At 72.1% G+C, this 18,956-nt stretch carries 15 protein-coding genes, 1 pseudogene and 1 riboswitch; of the genes and pseudogenes, 8 read left to right on the forward strand and 8 right to left on the reverse strand.

Features of this window, described 5'->3' with window-relative positions; all coding sequences use genetic code 11:
* The first annotated feature begins 84 nt into the window (after positions 1-84).
* Together J2S46_RS09065 and J2S46_RS09070 are read left to right on the forward strand one after the other, a co-directional pair.
* Positions 85-1,628: pseudogene (locus J2S46_RS09065) on the forward strand (MFS transporter).
* Between the two features lie 199 nt (positions 1,629-1,827).
* Positions 1,828-2,466 carry a TetR/AcrR family transcriptional regulator gene (locus J2S46_RS09070; RefSeq protein ID WP_191292293.1) on the forward strand — a complete coding sequence of 213 codons (639 nt, stop codon included), beginning with the start codon at positions 1,828-1,830 and terminating at the stop codon, positions 2,464-2,466.
* A 124-nt stretch (positions 2,467-2,590) separates the two neighbouring features.
* On the opposite strand, the gene J2S46_RS09075 is transcribed toward J2S46_RS09070, so the two are convergent.
* The gene (locus J2S46_RS09075) at positions 2,591-3,457 is read right to left on the reverse strand and encodes a Sco1979 family transcriptional regulator (protein ID WP_073925441.1); all 867 of its coding nucleotides are present in this window, start codon (positions 3,455-3,457) and stop codon (positions 2,591-2,593) included.
* Between the two features lie 418 nt (positions 3,458-3,875).
* Here J2S46_RS09075 and J2S46_RS09080 point away from each other — a divergent pair, with 418 nt between their 5' ends.
* Positions 3,876-4,421, forward strand: coding sequence for an ATP-binding protein (locus J2S46_RS09080; protein WP_229913076.1), 546 nt, complete (start codon positions 3,876-3,878; stop codon positions 4,419-4,421).
* 256 nt (positions 4,422-4,677) lie between these two features.
* On the opposite strand, the gene J2S46_RS09085 is transcribed toward J2S46_RS09080, so the two are convergent.
* On the reverse strand, positions 4,678-4,914 hold the full coding sequence (locus J2S46_RS09085) for a DUF397 domain-containing protein (RefSeq protein ID WP_191292292.1): 237 nt from the start codon (positions 4,912-4,914) through the stop codon (positions 4,678-4,680).
* A gap of 515 nt (positions 4,915-5,429) precedes the next feature.
* Here J2S46_RS09085 and J2S46_RS09090 point away from each other — a divergent pair.
* The 3 genes from J2S46_RS09090 (at position 5,430) to J2S46_RS09100 (ending at position 9,434) form a co-directional block, all read left to right on the forward strand.
* Positions 5,430-6,323, forward strand: a complete 894-nt coding sequence (locus J2S46_RS09090) for a sirohydrochlorin chelatase (protein ID WP_191292289.1) — start codon at positions 5,430-5,432, stop codon at positions 6,321-6,323.
* 1,186 nt (positions 6,324-7,509) lie between these two features.
* A riboswitch (cyclic di-AMP (ydaO/yuaA leader) is annotated at positions 7,510-7,668 on the forward strand.
* A 3-nt stretch (positions 7,669-7,671) separates the two neighbouring features.
* Complete coding sequence (locus J2S46_RS09095) at positions 7,672-8,934, forward strand: transglycosylase family protein (RefSeq protein ID WP_191292287.1); 1,263 nt, start codon at positions 7,672-7,674, stop codon at positions 8,932-8,934.
* Between the two features lie 299 nt (positions 8,935-9,233).
* Positions 9,234-9,434 (forward strand): hypothetical protein, encoded by a 201-nt coding sequence (locus J2S46_RS09100; RefSeq protein WP_191292286.1) that lies wholly within the window; start codon positions 9,234-9,236, stop codon positions 9,432-9,434.
* Between the two features lie 124 nt (positions 9,435-9,558).
* Here J2S46_RS09100 and J2S46_RS09105 read toward each other — a convergent pair whose 3' ends face one another.
* The 5 genes from J2S46_RS09105 to J2S46_RS09125 form a co-directional block, all read right to left on the reverse strand.
* Complete coding sequence (locus J2S46_RS09105; protein WP_191292285.1) at positions 9,559-10,587, reverse strand: LacI family DNA-binding transcriptional regulator; 1,029 nt, start codon at positions 10,585-10,587, stop codon at positions 9,559-9,561.
* Positions 10,588-10,612: 25 nt separating this feature from the next.
* Positions 10,613-12,334 (reverse strand): glycoside hydrolase family 13 protein, encoded by a 1,722-nt coding sequence (locus J2S46_RS09110; protein WP_191292284.1) that lies wholly within the window; start codon positions 12,332-12,334, stop codon positions 10,613-10,615.
* A gap of 91 nt (positions 12,335-12,425) precedes the next feature.
* The gene (locus J2S46_RS09115; RefSeq protein ID WP_191292283.1) at positions 12,426-13,337 is read right to left on the reverse strand and encodes a sugar ABC transporter permease; all 912 of its coding nucleotides are present in this window, start codon (positions 13,335-13,337) and stop codon (positions 12,426-12,428) included.
* Positions 13,338-13,410: 73 nt separating this feature from the next.
* Positions 13,411-14,412: a carbohydrate ABC transporter permease gene (locus J2S46_RS09120; RefSeq protein WP_191292282.1), complete on the reverse strand. Its 1,002-nt coding sequence runs from the start codon at positions 14,410-14,412 to the stop codon at positions 13,411-13,413.
* A gap of 139 nt (positions 14,413-14,551) precedes the next feature.
* Complete coding sequence (locus tag J2S46_RS09125; protein WP_191292281.1) at positions 14,552-15,829, reverse strand: extracellular solute-binding protein; 1,278 nt, start codon at positions 15,827-15,829, stop codon at positions 14,552-14,554.
* Positions 15,830-16,281: 452 nt separating this feature from the next.
* On the opposite strand from J2S46_RS09125, the gene J2S46_RS09130 reads away from it, so the two are divergent.
* Entirely contained in the window at positions 16,282-17,496 is a 1,215-nt protein-coding gene (locus J2S46_RS09130) for a globin domain-containing protein (RefSeq protein ID WP_191292280.1), read from the forward strand.
* Positions 17,497-17,632: 136 nt separating this feature from the next.
* On the opposite strand, the gene J2S46_RS09135 is transcribed toward J2S46_RS09130, so the two are convergent.
* Positions 17,633-18,319, reverse strand: a complete 687-nt coding sequence (locus tag J2S46_RS09135; protein ID WP_191292279.1) for a helix-turn-helix transcriptional regulator — start codon at positions 18,317-18,319, stop codon at positions 17,633-17,635.
* A gap of 52 nt (positions 18,320-18,371) precedes the next feature.
* Here J2S46_RS09135 and J2S46_RS09140 point away from each other — a divergent pair, with 52 nt between their 5' ends.
* Positions 18,372-18,908 (forward strand): GNAT family N-acetyltransferase, encoded by a 537-nt coding sequence (locus tag J2S46_RS09140; protein WP_191292278.1) that lies wholly within the window; start codon positions 18,372-18,374, stop codon positions 18,906-18,908.
* Positions 18,909-18,956: the final 48 nt, after the last annotated feature.

Here is an 18,956-nt window from a genome sequence, read left to right on the forward strand (position 1 = left end):
GTCAGACTAGCACATGCCAAGGAATTTATTGCGTTCACATTATATTTGCTTGCATTGATTGCACATGCATGTAGTCTCCTCCCCATGACCGCTCCAAGCCGCTCCGGCTCAACCACCGACCCGACCAAGCCGTCTGACCATCCGTCGCACTCCGAGCAACACTGGACACCCCGCCTCTGGGGCAGCCTCGTCGTCCTCTGCGCCGCCATGTTCCTGGACGCCCTGGACGTCTCGATGGTCGGCGTGGCCCTGCCCTCCATCGGCACCGACCTGAACCTGTCCACCTCCACCCTGCAATGGGTGGTCAGCGGCTACGTCCTCGGCTACGGCGGCCTGCTGCTGCTCGGCGGACGCGCCGCCGACCTGCTCGGACGGCGCCGGGTCTTCCTCGTCGCCCTCGGCGTCTTCGCGGCCGCCTCCCTGCTCGGCGGCCTGGTCGACGACGGCGGACTGCTGATCGGCGCCCGCTTCCTCAAGGGCGTCAGCGCCGCGTTCACCGCCCCCGCGGGGCTGTCGATCATCACCACGACGTTCCCCGAGGGCCCCGCCCGCAACCGGGCCCTGTCCATCTACACCACCTGCGGCGCCAGCGGCTTCTCGCTCGGCCTGGTGCTCAGCGGCCTGCTCACCTCGGCCGGCTGGCGCTGGACCTTCCTGATGCCGGTACCGGTCGCCCTGCTCGCGCTGGTCTTCGCCTTCCGGCTGCTCCCCCGCCAGGCCCGCGAGGAGCGCACCGCCGGCGGCTACGACGTGGCCGGGGCGATCACCGGCACGCTGGCCGTCCTGCTGCTGGTCTTCACCGTCACCGAGGCCCAGGGGGCCGGCTGGCTGAGCCTGCGCACCATCGGCTCACTGCTCGCCGTGGTGGTGCTGGCCGCCGCGTTCCTGCTGATCGAACTGCGCACCGCGCACCCGCTGGTCCGGCTCGGCATCTTCCGCAACGGCGGGGTGGCCAGGGCCAACCTGATCGCCCTCACCCTGATGGGCTCCTACGCCGGCTTCCAGTTCATCGCCACGCTGTACCTGCAGCGGCTGCTCGGCTGGTCGGCCCTGGAGATGGCCTTCGGGCTGCTGCCGGCCGGCGCGCTGGTCGCCCTCTCCGCGACCAGGATGGGCGCCATCGTGGACCGGTTCGGCACCGCCAGGCTGCTGCCCGCGGGCGTGCTCTCGCTGGCCCTCGGCTACGCGGGCTTCCTGCGGCTGGACGAGCACAGCGGCTACCTGACGCTGGTGCTGCCGAGCATGATCCTGCTCGGCGTCGGCTTCGCACTGGCCTTCCCCTCGGTGAACATCGCCGCCACCGACGGGTGGCCGACGAGGAGCAGGGCCTGGCCTCCGGGCTGGTGAACAGCGCCTTCCAGATCGGCGGCGCGATCGTGCTGGCCGTCGTCACCGCGGTGATCACCGCGGGCAGCGGCGGCGGCGAGAGCGCACAGGCCCAGCTGGACGGCTACCGCCCGGCGCTGTGGCTGGTCACCGCGGTGGCCCTGGCCGGGTTCGCGGTGGCCGCGGCCGGCGTGCTGGCGGACCGCCGGAAGAGGTCAATCCCGGTGTCCGTGGCCGACTATGATTACCCGTCGGCGCAGCAGGCCGCCCAGGCCGGCTCCGAGGTGCTGACCAAGCGCTGACCCGCGCAACTGTTCCCTCCCCGGCCGCGAACCCCGGCCGGGGGACGGCGCCGGCTCCACCAAACCCCCGTGTTGGTGGAGCCGGCGCCTCCGTACGGAACCGGTCCGCCGTTGTCCTGGAGCCCAGGACGCGGCGGCCTCGGCACGTCGCCCGGCCAGTATATTGGCCGGGAGCCAACGAACGTACGGAGCAGACACGATGGCACCTCGCGGGGATTCGGTCAACGAGGAAATGCGCCAGCGCTCCCGTCGCCGCATCATGCGGGCCACCGTCGAACTCGTCGACCAGCACGGATACGCCGGCACCACGCTCTCCGACATAGCCGAACGGGCCGGGCTCGCCCGGGGGCTGCTGTCGTACTACTTCGACGGCAAGCGGCTGCTGATGCAGTCGGCGACCCACCGGCTGATGCACCTGGAGCTCTCCGCCGCCCTGGCCGGGCTGGCGCCGGCCGCCACCCCCGAGGAGCGACTGGCCCGCGCGATAGACGCGGTGCTGGGGCTGGCCATGGACCACCCGCGGGTGATGCGCTCGCACCTCGCGCTGATCCTGGACCCGGACGTGGGGGCCTTCGTCAAGGACCCGGAGCAGCAACGGGTCGGGGCGATCCTGCAGGAGCTGCTGCGCGACTGGGGCGCGCCGGACCCGCCGGCCGAGCACGCCGTGCTGCGCAGCGCCCTGATGGGCGGCTGCATCGGGGTGCTGCTGCCGGGCGCGGAGCTGGCGCTGGCGCCGATCCGGGCCGACCTCTTCGGCCGGTACGGGCTGCCCTGGTCGATGGGGTGCCCGCCGCAGCCGACACCGCCGGAGCGCAGCAGACCGCCGGCCCGGGCCTGAGCGGCCCGCGGCGGGGCACCGGGCGACCGTGGCGCCCGCCGGGGCGTCAGGGCATGCCGGCAGTGGGGCCGGGTGGCGGACGGCCGCCCGCGGGGCCGTCAGGACGCGCCCGGCCGGCGCCGGGTCAGCGCTCGGCCAGGATCGAGGACAGCAGGTCGATGGTCCGCTCGGGCGTGAGGCTGTCCACGCAGAGCCGCTCCATGACCTGGATGTAGGCGTCGACGTCGTCGCGCTTGTCGAGGTAGAGCGCGCTGGTGAGCTGCTCCAGGTAGACCACGTCGGCGAGGTCCTGCTCGGGGAAGCGCAGGATGGAGAACGCGCCGCTCTCGCCCGCGTGCGCCCCGAAGCGGAACGGCATCACCTGGATGACCACGTTCGGCTGTTCGGCGATGTCGATCAGGTACTGGAGCTGACCGCGCATCACCTTGGGACCGCCGACCGGGCGGCGCAGCGCGGCCTCGTCGATGACCGCCCAGAGCCGGGGGCTGTTGCCGTCGGTGAGCAGCTTCTGGCGGCGCAGCCGCAGACTGACCCGGCGCTCCAGCTCCTCGTCGCTGATCACCGGGCGGCTCTGGCCGAAGACGGCGCGGGCGTACTCCTCGGACTGCAGCAGGCCGGGGATGAACTGCACCTCGTAGGTGCGGATCAGGGTGGCCGCCTCCTCCAGACCGACGTAGGTCTGGAACCAGCCGGGCAGCACGTCGTTGTAGCTGTGCCACCAGCCGGACTTGTTGGCCTCGCGGACCAGGCCGAGCAGGGCCTCGCGCTCGGCGCCGTCGTTGACCCCGTACAGGCTGAGGAGGTCGGCGACGTCACGCTCCTTGAAGCTGACCCGGCCGAGCTCCATGCGGCTGATCTTGGATTCGGACGCGCGGATGGCGTACCCGGCGTCCTCGCGGGTGATGCCTCGGCCTTCGCGGAGCCGGCGGAGCTGGGAGCCGAGGAGGATCCGGCGAACCATCGAGCCGCCGCCCGGCTGAACTGTGGTCATGCGGTCCAAACCTCCACCTTGGGCAAACAGCGCACAGTCTGCCATCAGTTGAGCGCTCTCGGTGCCGGTACTGACGGATGTATCTATCAGTTCTGCACCTCGGGCACCAGGATGCACGTGCATTCGGCGCATGCATATGCCAATGATGCGACTGCACGTGAATCGACTCTTGCATCTGCAGTGAGCGCAGAGGACCATGGTGCACGTGCACCTGCACATCCCTGGCATTCCCGCGGGCACCGCGTCGACCCCACGCGCCACTCCGCACACCAGCCCGGCAGCGCTGCGGCGCGACCGGGCACTTGTGTGCGCGCAAGGGCCGTACGAGGTGGCAACCCAACGGCCGAGCGAGTCGGAGGTGACCGGCATGACCCCGGCGGGTCCAGCCGTGTCGGCCCCCTTATGGGAGGAGCTCTTCATGAGCACCGGTACGGCCTTGGCGGTCGACCCCCACGTGGTCACCTGTACGCTCGCTCCCCGCTACGAAGCCGTCAGAACCGCGCGCGACTTCGCCAGAACGACGCTCAACCGCTGGGGACTCGGTGACCTCTTCGACGACGTCGCACTGGTTGCCTCCGAGCTGGTGACCAATGCACTGCGGCACGCCGTCGGCGCCAGACCCGATCCGGGTCACCTGGCCGCCGACCTGGCCGCGATCCCGACCCAGGGCGGACCGCAGCAGTCCATGGACGGACGGCTGCCGATCCGGATAAGCCTGGTGCACCGCGCACCACAGGTGGTCTGCGCGGTCAGCGACCCCAGCAGTACCGGGCCGGTCGCCCGGGAGGCCGACTTCGTCGCGGAGTCAGGCCGGGGCCTGCACCTGGTGGACTCCTTCAGCCGCTCCTGGGGCTGGCACCCGCTGGCCGGCGCGGGCAAGGTGGTCTGGGCGCTCTTCGAGGCCGAGGATCCGGCCGCCGCTCGGGCCCAGGACGCCATCGGGCGGCACCGGCGCTCGGCCTGACGCCGCGGCGGGCCGGCAAGGCAACTCCCCGGCGGGCACCTCCGTACGGTCACGCCACGACCGGAACGGCGCCGAGGCGGCCGGGCCACGGGGCGGCGCGCTCCACGGGAGCCTCAGCCGGCGCACGGCGGGCCCGGGACGGCCACCACAGCCGTCTCCCCCGGGCACGGATCCCGGGACACCCGCCTACGACAACGGCCGTCGTGGTGTCAGCACCCACGACGGCCCCCTGGAACACTGCGACGGTGAACCGGCGTCAGAGCGCCAGGTGGTCGAACTCCCCGTCCTTCGCGCCGAGCAGCAGCGCCGCTATCTCGGCCCGCGTGTAGATCAGTGCCGGACCGTCCGGGAAGCGGGAGTTGCGCATCGCGACATCGCCCCCCGGCAGTGCGGCGAACTCGACGCAGTTGCCCTGGGAATTGCTGTGCAGGCTCTTCTGCCAGACCACTCCCTCAAGGTCCGCAGCCGCCATGCCGTTGTACGTGTGGTGCATAGAAATCTCCCGAAGAGACCGGAGTAGTCGTCCAGTTCGGCGCGCGGCACGTCGGGCCGCGATCCACTGGCCCGGCCCCCTGCCGGCCCGGCACACGCCTCACTTGACGTGATGATAGCCGCAGTGCACGTGCATCAGCACGGGACATTGCAGGTGCACGAGGAAGCACCGACCGTGATGCAACCGGCCGGGGAACCGCCGGACCGACGGTATGTAACCGGACAAACTTGACCGAACCACAAACCTCGCGATAACCGCCCGTAGGCAATTCCCCGCGCAATGTTGATCTTCCACTGCCGGGAGTCGCACTCCCGTGACCCACAGTCAGTCGGCCCGGCCGGTGTGATACATGTCACCCGCCGGCCCGGATGCCGCCCGCGGGCCCGGGAGATCCGGGTGACAAGACCACCATCCCGACAGGTTTGGGGCCCTATGCCCGAAATGACGGCATGGCCGCCGGTCGACATCGGCAGCCGACTGCGACTCTGCCGGGCCGATGTCCTACGATCTCCGCCATGAGCACCGCAGCCATCCCGGGCGCGCCACTGCCCGTCCGCACTCCAGGCTCCCGTGCGCGGGGGCGCCATCGTCGACCCGAGCGCCCCGAGATCCCGGCCGGTTCGCCGGCCCTCGTGCTCGCCGTGCCCGCCACCGCGGGCCCCGAGTCCCGGCCCGTCGTCGACGAACTCCTGTCGATCGTCCGCAGCGAGCAGTCCGGCGTCGAGACCGCCGCCGCGTACCTCGCCGACGACTCGGCCGAGGAGTCCGGCCCCACCGTGGCCGAGCTGATCGCCCAGGCCCTCGAAGCCGGCCTGCCGGCGCCCGTGGTGGTGCCGCTGCTGACCGGCCCGCACGACTTCCTCAGCGACCTGCACGCGCTGGCCGCCGGCAGCGGGGCCACCGTCACCGACGTGCTCGGCCCGCACCCGCTGCTGGCCGAGGCCGTCCACGTACGGCTGTCCGAGGCGGGGCTGGCCCGCGCCGACCGCGCCCGACTCTTCGCCATCGCCACCGCGGCCGACGGCGTGGTGCTCACCACCGTCGGCGGCGAGGACGCGGCGGCGGCCGCCGGCATCACCGGTGTGCTGCTCGCCGCCCGGCTCGCCGTGCCCGTCGTCTCCGCCGCGCTGGACGTGCCCGGCTCGGTGGCCGCGGCCGTCGAGCACCTGCGCGCCACCGGCTCGCAGCGGCCCGCGCTGGCACCCCTGGTGATCGGCCCGGAGGCCGACCCCGAGCTGCTCGCCACCGCCGCGGAGGAGACCGGCTGCCCCAGCGCGGCCCCGCTCGGCGCGTACCCGACGGTCGGCCAGCTCGTCGCCTCCACCTACCTCTCCGCCCTTGAGGTCGCCCTGGCCGCGCTGGAGCAGGCCCAGGAGCAGGAGCCGGAGCACGAGCAGGCCGCGGAGTGACCGCCACGCCGTGAGAACGACCCGCAGGGGCCCCGGATTCGTCCGGGGCCCCTGCGGCGTTCCCGGAGCTTCGGGGCGTCCGGCGCACGGTGCCGGGCGGGCGGTAACGAGAGGACGCCGGGGGCCGGGACGGGGACGAGGTCGAGGTCAGGGACGAGGTCGGGGAGGGCCCGACGGGGGCGACCGGGAGCGGCTCGCCGACGGACCGCCGGCGCGGCGGGGTGCCCCGCGACGTCCCGGCGCCGGCACCGGCGGAACGCCCCGGCGGCAGGTGGCCGCCCGGGGGGCGGCCGCTGATGCCGCTTCGGAAGCTGACTCCCCTTCGACCGTGTTCCGCGGTGCGGCAGCAAGGCCCGGCAGGCGCCCCGGCCGGTGACGGTGGCTCCGCCGCGAATCCGGCGGCTCGGCCGACCTCATGACAAGGGGACGGTTCCGAGTGCCCCGATGCACCGGGGAACGGTGACGGCACGTCCGGGGCAGGGCGACGGCCGCCGGAGGGCAGACCGCCCCGGTGCCATCCGCACGGACGCGGAAGACGGGTGACCCGACGCCTCCCGCTCGACGCCCTGCCCTCGCGTGCCGGCGCCGGGCCGGCGCAGGGCCGGCCGGGGTCAGGGCTGCCGTGACCTGGGCTCAGCTTGCGACAGGCGTGGGACTTTTAGGCGCTATGCACCTTTTACTGTCATTTGCCGCCAAATGACCAGGCGGCTCCCCGGCCCGCCGTCGCGGCCGCCGCACCCCTCCCCCTGAGCCAACACATCGGCACGTCGGGGGATACACACCGCCTTGAGGGCAAATGCCCGAATACGAAGAAATGTCGCTTTCCATCCCGGACCGTCGCCTTGTACCAGATTGCACCCCGGGGACTTCGGCGCCGGAGGCGGCTCTCCGCCCTCCGGTTGCGGGCTCCCGGCAGTCGTGGTTCCGTGCCCTCCGCACCTCCCGGAGAGGTCGCCGACCGGCCTGCTGAAGGACAGGCAGAACGCTCCGACAGCACGGGATTTACCCGAAACCGGGCATTTTCGATCATGCCGACCCCTGGGACGGAAGGGCTTCAAGGGTCATGTGATGAGCATCACAGATGTTTGCAGTTTGAACTTAACTCTGCTTAACGTGCTCCCCGTTCGTGGTCACACGGACCCAGTTCATCCGCAACGCCGAGGCCTGCCGTCGGATGCGCTGGCAGCGCGAATTCGCACCACGGCAGGCGCGGGGGACCCAGGTAAGTCGCCCCGGACCGGTCCACGACCGGTTCAGGGGCTAGGGGTGAAGCCGTGCTCAGCACGGCCGGGCAACTCCAGCCCGAATCCGACAGCTCACCTCGCAGGCGTGGGAGAGGAACATCTTCATGCTGCCCACCAACGGCACCCGTCTGTCCAGCCGCACCGCCCGCCGCGTGATCGCCGCCGTTGGCGTGGCAGGCGTCGGTCTCACCATCCCCTGCCTCACCTCCGGTGTCGCGAGCGCGGCCTCCGTCGCCACCTGGGACAAGGTCGCCCAGTGCGAGAGCAGCGGCAACTGGAGCATCAACACCGGCAACGGCTTCTACGGCGGCCTCCAGTTCACCAACAGCACCTGGGCCGAGTTCGGCGGCACCGCGTACGCCCCGCGCGCCGACCTCGCCACCAAGGACCAGCAGATCGCCACCGCCGAGAAGGTCCTCGCGGTGCAGGGCCCCGGCGCCTGGCCGGTCTGCTCGGTCCAGGCCGGCCTGACCAAGGGCGGCACCCCCGCCGCCGTGGACACCGCCGCCCCGGCCGCCGCCAAGCCCGCCGCGCCGGCCCCCGCCGCCCCGGCGAAGCCCGCCGCGCCGGCCGCGCAGGCCCCCGCCCAGAGCACCAGCCCCAAGGGTGACTCGGCCGGTTCCTGGAGCAGCGACAAGTCCTGGTCGCACCAGGGCCAGTGGTCCAAGGACGACCGCCGCACCTACACCGTGCTGGCCGGTGACTGGCTGTCCGCCATCGCCGACAAGAACCACGTCCAGGGTGGCTGGGAGCGTCTCTACGAGCTCAACAAGTCCGTCCTGACCGAGGGCCCCGACTCCATCTACCCGGGCCAGCACCTGGCCCTGGGCGGCGGCGACGCGAGCGCCACCAAGTCCTCGGACAGCTCGGAATCCGGCAAGAAGTTCGACTGGTTCAACCGGTCCGACTCGGCCACCGCCACCAAGACCACCTCGGCCAAGCCGGCCGCCGCCGAAGCCGCCGCCCCGGCCGCCGAGACCGCCGCCGCCCCGGCCCCCGCCGCCTCCGGCAGCATGGCCGCCGCGGTCTCCTTCGCGCAGTCGAAGGTCGGCCAGGCGTACATCTACGGCGGCACCGGCAACGGTGGCTGGGACTGCTCCGGCCTGACCCAGGCGGCCTTCCGCGCCGCCGGGATCTCCATCCCGCGCGTGGCCGCCGACCAGGCCGCCGCCAGCACCCACGTCTCGCTGGACAGCCTGCAGCCGGGCGACCTGCTGTTCTGGTCCAACAACGGCAGCGACTCGGGCGTCTACCACGTGGCGATCTACACCGGCAACGGCAGCTACGTCGAGGCCGCCAACCCGAGCGCCGGTGTCCGCACCGAGACCATCGCCAACTGGGCGCCGGACTTCGCCGGCCGGATCTGATCCGGATCCGTTTCGCCCTCATTGCACCGAACCGTCCGATCTGATCCGTCAAGGCCCCGTTCGAGCCGAGATGGACGAGTGTGACCGGACGGTGCGGGACGGCGGCTGACGCCGTCGCACCACCGCCGCCGCCCCGGGAGAGTCTGGTCGCTCCCCCGGGGCGGCGGCGTGCCCGGCGACGGGGTACGCGGAAACGGCGCAGGGGCGGCCGAGGGGCGGCACGGGGACCGTTCCCGGGTCATGGCCAAACCCCACGCCCAGCGGGCATGCTGGCCCTCCGTACCCGAGGAGGAGCCGCCATGGCCAGGATCACCGTCTCGCTCGAATCGGATCTCGCGATCGAGGTGATGTTGCTCGCCGGCACCAGCAGCCCGCAGGACGCGGTGGAGCTGATCGTCCGTGACTACCTGGCCCGCGGGCACCGGACCGAGGCCCGGACCGGGGACGCCGCCGACGGGCGCCGGGTCACCCCGGACCGGCCCACCGCCCAGGAGGGCTGAGCGGGTCCTGCGAGCGGCGGACAGCAGCAGGGCCCCGACACGTCCTGGACGGGACGTCTCGGGGCCCTGCTGTCGTTCGGGTCGGGCCGCGCCACCACCGGTCGTGGTCGACGGCCGGTCGTGCTCAGTCGCCGCGGTTGGGCCTGGCACCGGTCGAGCCGCGCATCACCAGCTCCGGCTGGAACATGAACTCGCCGCGCTGGGCGGCGTTCCCGCCGACCTCCTCCAGCAGCGCGTCGACGGCCGCGGTGGCCATCGCCTCGACCGGCTGGCGGATGGTGGTGAGCGGCGGCTCCGTGAAGGCGATCAGCGGCGAGTCGTCGAAGCCGACCACCGAGATGTCCTGCGGCACGGCCAGGCCGCGCTGGCGCACGGCCCGGATCGCGCCGAGCGCCATCATGTCGCTGCCGCAGACGATCGCGGTGCACCCCTTGTCGAGCAGCGCGCCGGCCGCCGCGTGGCCGCCCTCCACGCTGAACAGCGTGTGGTGGACCAGGCCCTCGGCCTCCTCGCGGGTCACCCCGAGCAGGTCCGTTATGGCCGCGGTGAAGCCCTCGATCTTGCGCAGCACCGGGACGAACCGGCGCTGGCCGACGGCCAGACCGATCCGCTCGTGGCCGAGCTCCACCAGGTGCTGGACGGCCATCCACATGGCGGCCCGGTCGTCCGGCGAGATGAACGGCGCGGCGATCTTCTCGCTGTAGCCGTTGATCAGCACGAACGGCACCTGCCGGCCGATGAGCTTGGCGTACCGGTCGTGGTCCGCCGTGGAGTCCGCGTGCAGGCCGGAGACGAAGACGATGCCGGCCACGCCGCGCTCGACCAGCATCTCCACCAGTTCGTCCTCGGTGGAGCCGCCCGGGGTCTGGGTGCAGAGCACCGGGGTGAACCCGTGGCGGCTGAGCACCTGCTCGATCACCTGGGCGAGCGCGGGGAAGATGGGATTGCTCAGCTCGGGGGTGATCAGCCCGATCAGCCCCGCACTGCGCTGGCGCAGCCGGGTGGGCCGCTCGTAGCCGAGCACGTCGAGCGCCGCCAGCACGGTCTGCCGCGTGGTGGCGGAGACGCCCGCCTTGCCGTTGAGGACGCGGCTGACGGTCGCTTCGCTGACCCCCGCCTGCGCCGCGATGTCCGAGAGTCGCGCCGTAGTCACGATCCCAGAGCCTATTGCAACCACGTCACACCGCCCACCAAATGGTGCTGTCCGGCGCCAGAACGGTCTCTCCGTCCAGCACGACAGCCTCGGCCGAGGAGAGCAGGATACGGCCCGGGGCCGCGATCCGGACCGGCTCGGGGCCCGTGTTCGCGGTGCAGACGAAGGAACCGGACTCGCTGTCGCGGCGGAAGGCCAGCGCGCCCACGGGCGCGTCCAGCCAGGTCACCTCGGTGCCGGCGCCGAGCGCGGGGTGCTCCCGGCGGACGGCGAGGGCGCTGCGGTAGAGCTCCAGGGTGGAGGTGGGGTCGCCGGTCTGCGCCTCGACGCTGAGCCCGGCCCACTCGGCGGGCTGCGGCAGCCAGCTGGGGCCGCCGGCGTCCGGGCCGAAGCCGTACGGCGCCTCGGTGCCGGACCACGGGATCGGGACCCGGCAGCCGTCGCGGAAGCCGTCCTGGCCGGCCTGGCGGAAGAACGACGGGTCCTGGCGGACCTCGTCGGGCAGGTCGGTGACGTCCGGCAGGCCGAGCTCCTCGCCCTGGTAGAGGTAGGCGGAGCCGGGCAGGGCGAGCATCAGCAGGCTGGCGGCGCGGGCGCGGCGCAGGCCCAGCTCCCGGTCGCCGGCGGTGCGGATCTGGGTGCCGCCGGGCGGGTTGGCGAAGCGGGTGGCGTGCCGGGTGACGTCGTGGTTGGAGAGCACCCAGGTGGCCGGGGCGTCGACCGGGCGCATCGCGTCCAGCGAGACGTCGATGACCTCGCGCAGCGCGGCGGCGTCCCAGTGGGTGCCGAGGTACTGGAAGTTGAAGGCCTGGTGCAGCTCGTCGGGGCGCACGTAGTTGGCGGTGCGCTGGACGGTCGGGGTCCAGGCCTCGGCGACGCCGATCCGCTCGCCCGGGTACTCGTCCAGGATCTTGCGCCAGACGCGGTAGATGTCGTGCACGCCGTCCTGGTCGAAGAACGGCATCACGTCGTTGCCGAGCAGCTTGAGCTGGTCGTGCGAGCCGAGGTCGGGCAGGCCGGCGGCCTTCACCATGCCGTGCGCGACGTCGATCCGGAACCCGTCGACGCCCATGTCCAGCCAGAACCGCAGGATCGAGCGGAACTCGTCGGCGACGGCCTCGTTCTCCCAGTTGAAGTCGGGCTGCTCCGGGGCGAACAGGTGCAGGTACCAGTCGCCGGGGGTGCCGTCGGGGTTCTCGGTGCGGGTCCAGGCCGGGCCGCCGAAGATGGACTCCCAGTCGTTCGGCGGGAGTTCGCCGTTCTCGCCCTTGCCGGGACGGAAGTGGTAGCGCTCGCGCAGCGCGGAGGCGGGGCCCTCGCGCAGGGCGCGCTGGAACCACTCGTGGGCGTCCGAGGAGTGGTTGGGCACCAGGTCGACGATGATCCGCAGGCCCAGCCCGTGGGCGTCCCGGATCAGGCCGTCGGCGTCCAGCAGGGTGCCGAACATCGGGTCGACGGCGCGGTAGTCGGCGACGTCGTAGCCGGCGTCGGCCTGCGGCGAGGCGTAGAAGGGGGACAGCCAGACGGCGTCCACGCCGAGGTCCTTCAGGTACGGCAGCCGGCTGCGGATACCGGGGAGGTCGCCCATGCCGTCGCCGTTGGAGTCGGCGAAACTGCGCGGGTACACCTGGTAGATGACCGCTTCCCGCCACCAGCCTCTGGACCGGCCGGCGTTGTCGGCGGCCACGGTGGTGGCAGCGGGGACGGCGGCGGCGGGCCGGGAGGTGTCGGCCAGGTTCTGGGTCATGGACAGTCATCCCTTGGGGACTAGGTGTCGAACCGGCCGCCGGGGTGAGGCGGCCGGTGCGCGGCGACAGGCGGTGACGAGAGGAGGGGGCTCAGGACTTCGAGGCACCGGCGGTCAGGCCGGTGACGAGGTGACGCTGGACCAGGTAGAAGAGCAGGGAGGACGGGATCGCGATCAGCACGGCCGTCGCGGCCATCAGGTTCCACTGCGCGTCGTGCTCGCTGACGAAGGTCTGCAGGCCGACGGCCAGCGTGTACTTGTCGGAGCTGAGCATGAAGGTGGAGGCGAAGGCGACCTCGGCCCAGGCGGTGAGGAAGGAGTAGAACGCGGCCACCGCCAGGCCCGGCCGGGCGAGCGGCAGGACGAGCCGCCAGAAGGTTCCGAACGGGTTCAGCCCGTCGACCCGCCCGGCCTCGTCGATCTCGACCGGGATGGTGTCGAAGTAGCCCTTCAGCAGCCAGGCGCAGTACGGGACGGTGGTGGTCGAGTAGACCAGGATCAGACCGAGGTAGCTGTCCAGCAGGCCGAGGGTGGAGAGGATCGTGTACATCGGCACGATCAGCACCGCGATCGGGAACATCTGGGTGACCAGCAGCGACCACATCAGCGGCCGGTGGCCGGGGAAGCGCATCCGGGAGACCGCGTAGCCGGTGGTGGCGGCGATCAGCACGCCCACCACGGTGGTGACGCCGGAGACCAGCGCCGCGTTGCCGAACCAGGTGAAGAAGTCGGTGTCGAAGAGCACCGTGGAGTAGTTCGACGTGGTCATCTTGTCGAGGATCGCGCCGGGGTGCAGATAGTCGGTCTTGTCCGGGCCGAGCGAGATGAAGACGATCCAGAGCACCGGGAAGAGGGCGATCAGGCTCGCCAGGATCAGCGCGCCGTGCGACAGCGCCTTCCCCAGCGGGCTCGGTTCGCCGCGCCGGCGGGTCTTCACGGGCCGGGCCTTCGGGATGCCGGATCCCGGGACGGTGATGGTCGGTCGTTCGGTGGTGGTGCTCATCGGGGTACCTGCCTTCTTGGCCGTCGTGGTCACGGGGATGCGTCGGACGGACGCCTGGTCGACGGGGTGGCCGTCAGCCGTTCGCCTGCTCGTTGCGGGCCAGCCAGCGCCGGTAGAAGGAGGTGAAGACGATGAGGATGGACAGCAGGATCACGCCGTACGCGGCCGACTGGGCGTAGTCGCGGGGCTGCTGGCCGAAGCCGAGCCGGTAGGCCCAGGTCACCAGCAGCTGGGCGTCCGGCGCGCCGTTGCCGAACAGCAGGAAGATGACCGCGAACTGGTTGAAGGTCCAGATGACGCCGAGCAGCACGACGGTGCTGGAGACGGTGCGCAGCCCGGGCAGGGTGACGTGGCGGAACTGCTGCCAGGCGGTGGCGCCGTCCATCTCGGCCGCCTCGTAGAGCTCGGCGGGGATCGACTGCAGGCCGCCGAGCAGCGAGATCATCATGAACGGCACGCCGACCCAGGTGTTGACCAGGATCGCGGCGGCCTTCTGGCCGAGCGGGTCGTCGAGCCAGCCGGGCTCGGGCAGGTGCAGTGCGCCGAGCACGGTGTTGACGGCGCCGCCGTCGGAGAGCATCAGCCGCCAGGAGAAGACGGTCACGAAGGTGGGCACGGCCCAGGGCAGGATCAGCAGCAGCCGGTAGGCGCCGCGACCGCGGAGCTTCTGGTTGAGCAGCAGGGCGAGGCCGAGGCCCAGCGAGTAGTGCAGGCAGACGCACAGGACGGTCCAGGCGATGGTCCAGACGAAGTGCGACCAGAAGCGGTCGTACGAGCCGGGGCCCCAGAGGATGTCGGCGTAGTTGTGCAGGCCGATGAAGTTGTAGGTGGCCGGGACCTTGTTGACGCCGATCTGGCGGGCCGAGTTGAGGCTGGTGGCGTCGGTGAGGGTGAGCCAGATGCCCTCGATCAGCGGGTAGAGCACGAGCACGCCGAGCACCAGGACGACCGGCGCGATCATCACATAGGCGTACCAGTGCTTGCTGTACGAGCGCTTGAAACGCTCCACGAGGCCGGGACGCGGTTCGCGGTCACGGCTGCCCTTGCTGGGTGCACCCTGCACGGCGACTGCCATTTGTTGACACCTTTTCGAGAGATCCGCAGCCTGACTCGGCGACTGCTGTTCGAACGAGGGTGGCCGTGGGGCCCTGCTCCCCACGGCCGGTGGCCGTCCGGCCCGCCGGGTCGGCGGCGGGCCGGACGGCCGGGGTCCACTACTTGCTGAAGTCCGGGAGGAGCTTCGCGTAGTCGGTGGCGATGGTGCTCAGACCGTCCTGGGTGCTGGTGCCCTGGACGACCTTGCCGAGGTTGGTGCCCAGCGAGGCGAACAGCGAGCTGTACTCGGCCAGCTCGGGGCGGGGCTTGGCGCTGGCCAGCACCGCCTGGAAGCCGGCGATGCCGGGGTTGGCCTTGACCTCGGGGGTGAAGGCGTCGGCGCGGGTCGGCAGCGTGGAGTTCTTCTGCGCGATGAAGGCCTGGCTCTCGGCCGAGGTCATGAACGCGGCGAACTTCTCGGCGGCGGCCTTGTGGGCCGCGTCGGCGCCGGCGTAGACCGAGACGTTGTGACCACCGGTCGGGGCACCGGCCTTGCCGGAGGAGCCGGCCGGGACGGGGGCGATGCCGAGGTTGGCCTTGTCGGCGAACGCGGTGCCCTTGTAGATGTTGGTGATCTCCCACGGGCCCTGGATGATCGCCGCGACCTTGCCGCTGGTGAAGGCGTCCATCATGTGGGCGTAGGAGTCGCTGGTGACGTCGGCCTTGGCGGTGCCGGGCGCGGTGAAGAGGGTCTTGTAGGTCTCGACGGCCTTGGCGGCCTCCGGCGAGGTGATGGTGATCTTCTTGCCGGCGGCGTCGACGGTGTCGGTGCCCTCGCCGAACAGCAGCGGCATCGCGTAGTAGCCGTCACCGGCGCGCATCCAGAAGCCGTCCACGCCGGCCTTGTCCTTCAGGGTGGCGGCGTCGGTCTTCAGCTCGTCCCAGGTCTTCGGGGCGGCGGTGATGCCGGCCTTGGTGAAGAGGTCCTTGTTGTAGAGCAGGCCGAGGGTGTCGGTGACCAGCGGCACGCCGTAGAGCTTGCCCTGGTACTTGGCCTGCTGGATCAGGCTCGGCTGGAAGGCGTTGGCGTCGGCGGCGGCGGGGGTGCCGTCCAGCGCCTCCAGGTAGCCGGCCTTGGCGAAGGCGGCGGTCCAGCCGACCTCGGAGCGGAAGACGTCCGGCGCGCCCTTGGCACCCATGGCGGTCTGCAGCTTGTTCTGAGCCTGGTCGAACGGGACGCTGACGAAGTCGACCTTGATGTTCGGGTTGGCGGCCTCGAACTTCTTGGCGAGCTCCTGGTAGTTCGGCGCCTCGTTGGTGGCGTTCGACGTGTCCCAGTAGGTGATGGTGACCGGTCCGTCGGCCTTGGTGTCGGAGCTGGAGCCGCCGCTGCTGCAAGCAGCCATCGAGACCGCGAGGGCCGCAACAAGGGCAGAGGCCGCGATGCCACGCCGCATGAGAACTCCTAGGAAGGTGGGGGTGCCCGAGATGGTGGAGGACCGCGCATAATGGCTGTCCCGTGCCGACTGCGCCGTTGCGGCCGTCGGGCTTGGGGAGGAACGTAACAGCGATGCAATCGCTGCGGAAAGGTCTTGCAGCAAGTTTCTGCAAGATCCTGGGATCGTTACGTCCGTGTGTCCTCGACGTAGCCGTGCGGTAGTCCAACGGCGACGATTTTGCCGAGCAATGTCCCGATTTGCCGGACGGCTTGGCATGCCCACCAAGGGGCACCGCCCGCTGCAAGGTTTCAGTCCACCCTTGCAGCCCGCTTGTTGGCATGACACTGACAGTGAATAAAAAGGATGCTCATCCTTTATATTGAGCGGGCAGTACCCCGCGGACCGTCGCGGGGCTGCCCCGGCGTGCCCGCGACCCGCCCGCCGTCCCGCCCCTTCGTCCTGGAGGAACCGTGCTCTCCCCCGAGTCCACCGAGATCGTCCGCGCGACCCTGCCCGCCGTCGGCGGCGCCATCGGCGAGATCACGCCGCTGTTCTACGAGACGATGTTCGCCGACCACCCCGAACTGGAACGCGACCTCTTCAACCGGGGCAACCAGGGCAGCGGCGCCCAGCGCACCGCCCTGGCCGGGGCGATCGCGGCCTACGCGACCATGCTGGTGGAGCACCCCGAGCAGCGGCCCGGCGCGATGCTGGCCCGGATCTCCCACAAGCACGCCTCGCTGGGCATCACCGCCGACCAGTACAAGATCGTCCACAACTACCTGTTCGGCGCCATCGGCCAGGTCCTGGGCGAGGCCGTCACCCCCGAGGTCGCGGCCGGCTGGGACGAGGTCTACTGGCTGATGGCCGGCGAACTCATCGCCCTGGAGGCCAAGCACTACCAGGAGGCCGGCGTCGAACCGGGCGAGGTCTGGCACCGGATGACCGTCGTCGGACGGCACCGGCAGAGCCGCGACGCCGTCTCGTTCACCCTTCGGCCGGCCGCCGGCGGACCGGCCCCCGCCTTCCGCCCCGGCCAGTACGTGAGCGTCGCCGTCCGGCTCGCCGACGGGGCCCGGCAGATCCGCCAGTACAGCCTCTCCGCCGCCCCCGGCGCGGAGGCCTGGCGCGTCACGGTCAAGCGGGTGCACGGCGGGACCGGCCCGGACGGCGAGGTCTCCGGGTGGCTGCACGAGCACCTCCGGGCCGGCGACGAGCTGACCGTCTCGCTGCCCTTCGGCGACCTCACCCTGCCCGAGCCGGACGCCGCGGCCGGCCCCGGGGGCGAACCGCCGCTGCTGCTCGCCTCCGCCGGCATCGGCTGCACCCCGATGACCGGGATCCTCGACCACCTCGTCCGGACCGGCTCAACCCGCCGGGTGACCGTCGTCCACGGTGACCGCTCCCCCGCCGACCACGCGCACGCGGACGAGCTCGCCGAGCTGGTCGCCGCGCTGCCCGGCGGGGTGCTGCACCGCTGGTACGAGGAGGACGCCGCCGGCCACGGCGAAGCGGGCCTGGTCGACCTCGCCGCCGTCGAGCTGCCCGCCGGGGTGCAGGCCTACCTCTGCGGCCCGCTCCCCTTCATGCGCGCCGTCCGGACCGAACTGCTCCGGCGCGCGGTGCCGGCGCAGGCCGTCCACTACGAGGTCTTCGGCCCCGACCTCTGGCTCGCCGGGCGCTGACGGGCCGCGCCGGGGACCGGCCCTGCCGGGCCGTCACCCCGTCGGGCCGTCACCCCGTCAGCCCGTCAGCCCGTCAGCCCGTCAGCCCGTCAGGGTGCCCGCCCCGCGGCTCGCGCCCGGGGCGGAGCGCCCTGCCTCAGGCCGCCGGCGGCGGGGCGGGCTCCGCCCGCGCAACGTCGATCGAGCAGACCCCGGGCGCGGAGAACGGCCGCAGAATCAGCCCGCCCGGGCGACCGGCCCGTTCGGCGATCGCGTCCAGCATGCCCTGGTGCACGGCGCAGACCACCTCCGGATAGCTCTCGGCGTTCTGCTGGAACGGGCAGTTGTGCAGCAGCACCCGCGCGCCGCCCGCCGTCAGCTCCGGGCCGAAGCCCCAGCCCTCGGCCTCCGCCAGCACCCGTTCGGCCAGCACCTGGTCCGACAGGATCGGACCGGCCTGGTCCTGTTCGTCCCCGGCGGCGCCGCCCCAGCTGCGGCCGGCCCGCTCCGCCCGGGCCGAGCGCTCGGCCGGGTCCGCGCCGTAGCCGAGCGAGAGCACCTCCACCAGGGCCCGGTAGGCCGCCAGCTGTTCCCGGGCCGGAGCGGCGGCGTAGCGCAGCCGGGGCCGGCCCCGGCCGGTCACCGGCCCGGCCCGGCGCACCTCCACCAGCCCGGCCTCGACCATGGCGGTGAGGTGGTGCCGGACGGTGGTCACGTGCAGGTCGAGGGCTCCGGCCAGCTGCTCGATGTCGAGCGGGCCGGACGCCTCGGTCAGGGTCGCCAGCAGGGCCCGCCGGGCCGGCGCGGACAGCGCCTTGTGCACACCGGGGTCGCTGCTGTCCATGCGGCCCATATTACGGTGGCCCGCCCGTCGCCCGGCCGGGGAGACTGGCCGGATGCGCATCAGAACCGTGACGAGGGACGAGCTGCCGCTGCTCCGCGGGATCGAGCGGGCGGCCGGCGAGTGCTTCCGCGGGATCGGCATGCCGGAGGTCGCCGACGACGAGCCGCTGCCGGAGCCGGAGCTGGCCCGCCACCTGGACGAGGGCACCGCCCTGGTGGTGGTCGACGCCACCGACCGGCCGGTCGCCTACCTGATCGCCGAGCCGGTGGACGGCGCCCTGCACATCGAACAGGTGTCGGTCCACCCGGACCACGCGCGGCGCGGCCTCGGCCGGGCGCTGATCGACCACCTGGGTCAGCTCGGCGGCGCCACCGCGCTGACCCTCACCACCTTCGCCGAGGTGCCGTGGAACGCCCCCTACTACGCGCGCTGCGGGTTCCGTCCGCTGGCCGCCGAGGAGATCACTCCCGGGCTGCGGGAGATCCGCCGGCAGGAGGCCGCGCACGGCCTGGACCGCTGGCCGCGGCTCTGCATGCGGCGCGATCCCCGGTCGTCCGGCGCCCCGGGACCGGACGACGACCCGGCCTGAGCCGATGCCCGGTCCCGGCGGCCGGACCCGGGGCGGGCACCGAACGGG

The sequence above is a fragment of the Kitasatospora herbaricolor genome (assembly GCF_030813695.1).
Taxonomy (GTDB): domain Bacteria; phylum Actinomycetota; class Actinomycetes; order Streptomycetales; family Streptomycetaceae; genus Kitasatospora; species Kitasatospora herbaricolor.

What these genes read in the sequence shown, in the direction of transcription:
- J2S46_RS09070 (WP_191292293.1), top strand. Translation starts at nt 1,828, where the DNA reads ATGGCACCTCGCGGGGATTCGGTCAACGAGGAAATGCGCCAGCGCTCC.
- J2S46_RS09075 (WP_073925441.1), bottom strand. Translation starts at nt 3,457, where the DNA reads ATGACCACAGTTCAGCCGGGCGGCGGCTCGATGGTTCGCCGGATCCTC.
- J2S46_RS09080 (WP_229913076.1), top strand. Translation starts at nt 3,876, where the DNA reads ATGAGCACCGGTACGGCCTTGGCGGTCGACCCCCACGTGGTCACCTGT.
- J2S46_RS09085 (WP_191292292.1), bottom strand. Translation starts at nt 4,914, where the DNA reads ATGCACCACACGTACAACGGCATGGCGGCTGCGGACCTTGAGGGAGTG.
- J2S46_RS09090 (WP_191292289.1), top strand. Translation starts at nt 5,430, where the DNA reads ATGAGCACCGCAGCCATCCCGGGCGCGCCACTGCCCGTCCGCACTCCA.
- J2S46_RS09095 (WP_191292287.1), top strand. Translation starts at nt 7,672, where the DNA reads ATGCTGCCCACCAACGGCACCCGTCTGTCCAGCCGCACCGCCCGCCGC.
- J2S46_RS09100 (WP_191292286.1), top strand. Translation starts at nt 9,234, where the DNA reads ATGGCCAGGATCACCGTCTCGCTCGAATCGGATCTCGCGATCGAGGTG.
- J2S46_RS09110 (WP_191292284.1), bottom strand. Translation starts at nt 12,334, where the DNA reads ATGACCCAGAACCTGGCCGACACCTCCCGGCCCGCCGCCGCCGTCCCC.
- J2S46_RS09115 (WP_191292283.1), bottom strand. Translation starts at nt 13,337, where the DNA reads ATGAGCACCACCACCGAACGACCGACCATCACCGTCCCGGGATCCGGC.
- J2S46_RS09120 (WP_191292282.1), bottom strand. Translation starts at nt 14,412, where the DNA reads ATGGCAGTCGCCGTGCAGGGTGCACCCAGCAAGGGCAGCCGTGACCGC.
- J2S46_RS09125 (WP_191292281.1), bottom strand. Translation starts at nt 15,829, where the DNA reads ATGCGGCGTGGCATCGCGGCCTCTGCCCTTGTTGCGGCCCTCGCGGTC.
- J2S46_RS09135 (WP_191292279.1), bottom strand. Translation starts at nt 18,319, where the DNA reads ATGGACAGCAGCGACCCCGGTGTGCACAAGGCGCTGTCCGCGCCGGCC.
- J2S46_RS09140 (WP_191292278.1), top strand. Translation starts at nt 18,372, where the DNA reads ATGCGCATCAGAACCGTGACGAGGGACGAGCTGCCGCTGCTCCGCGGG.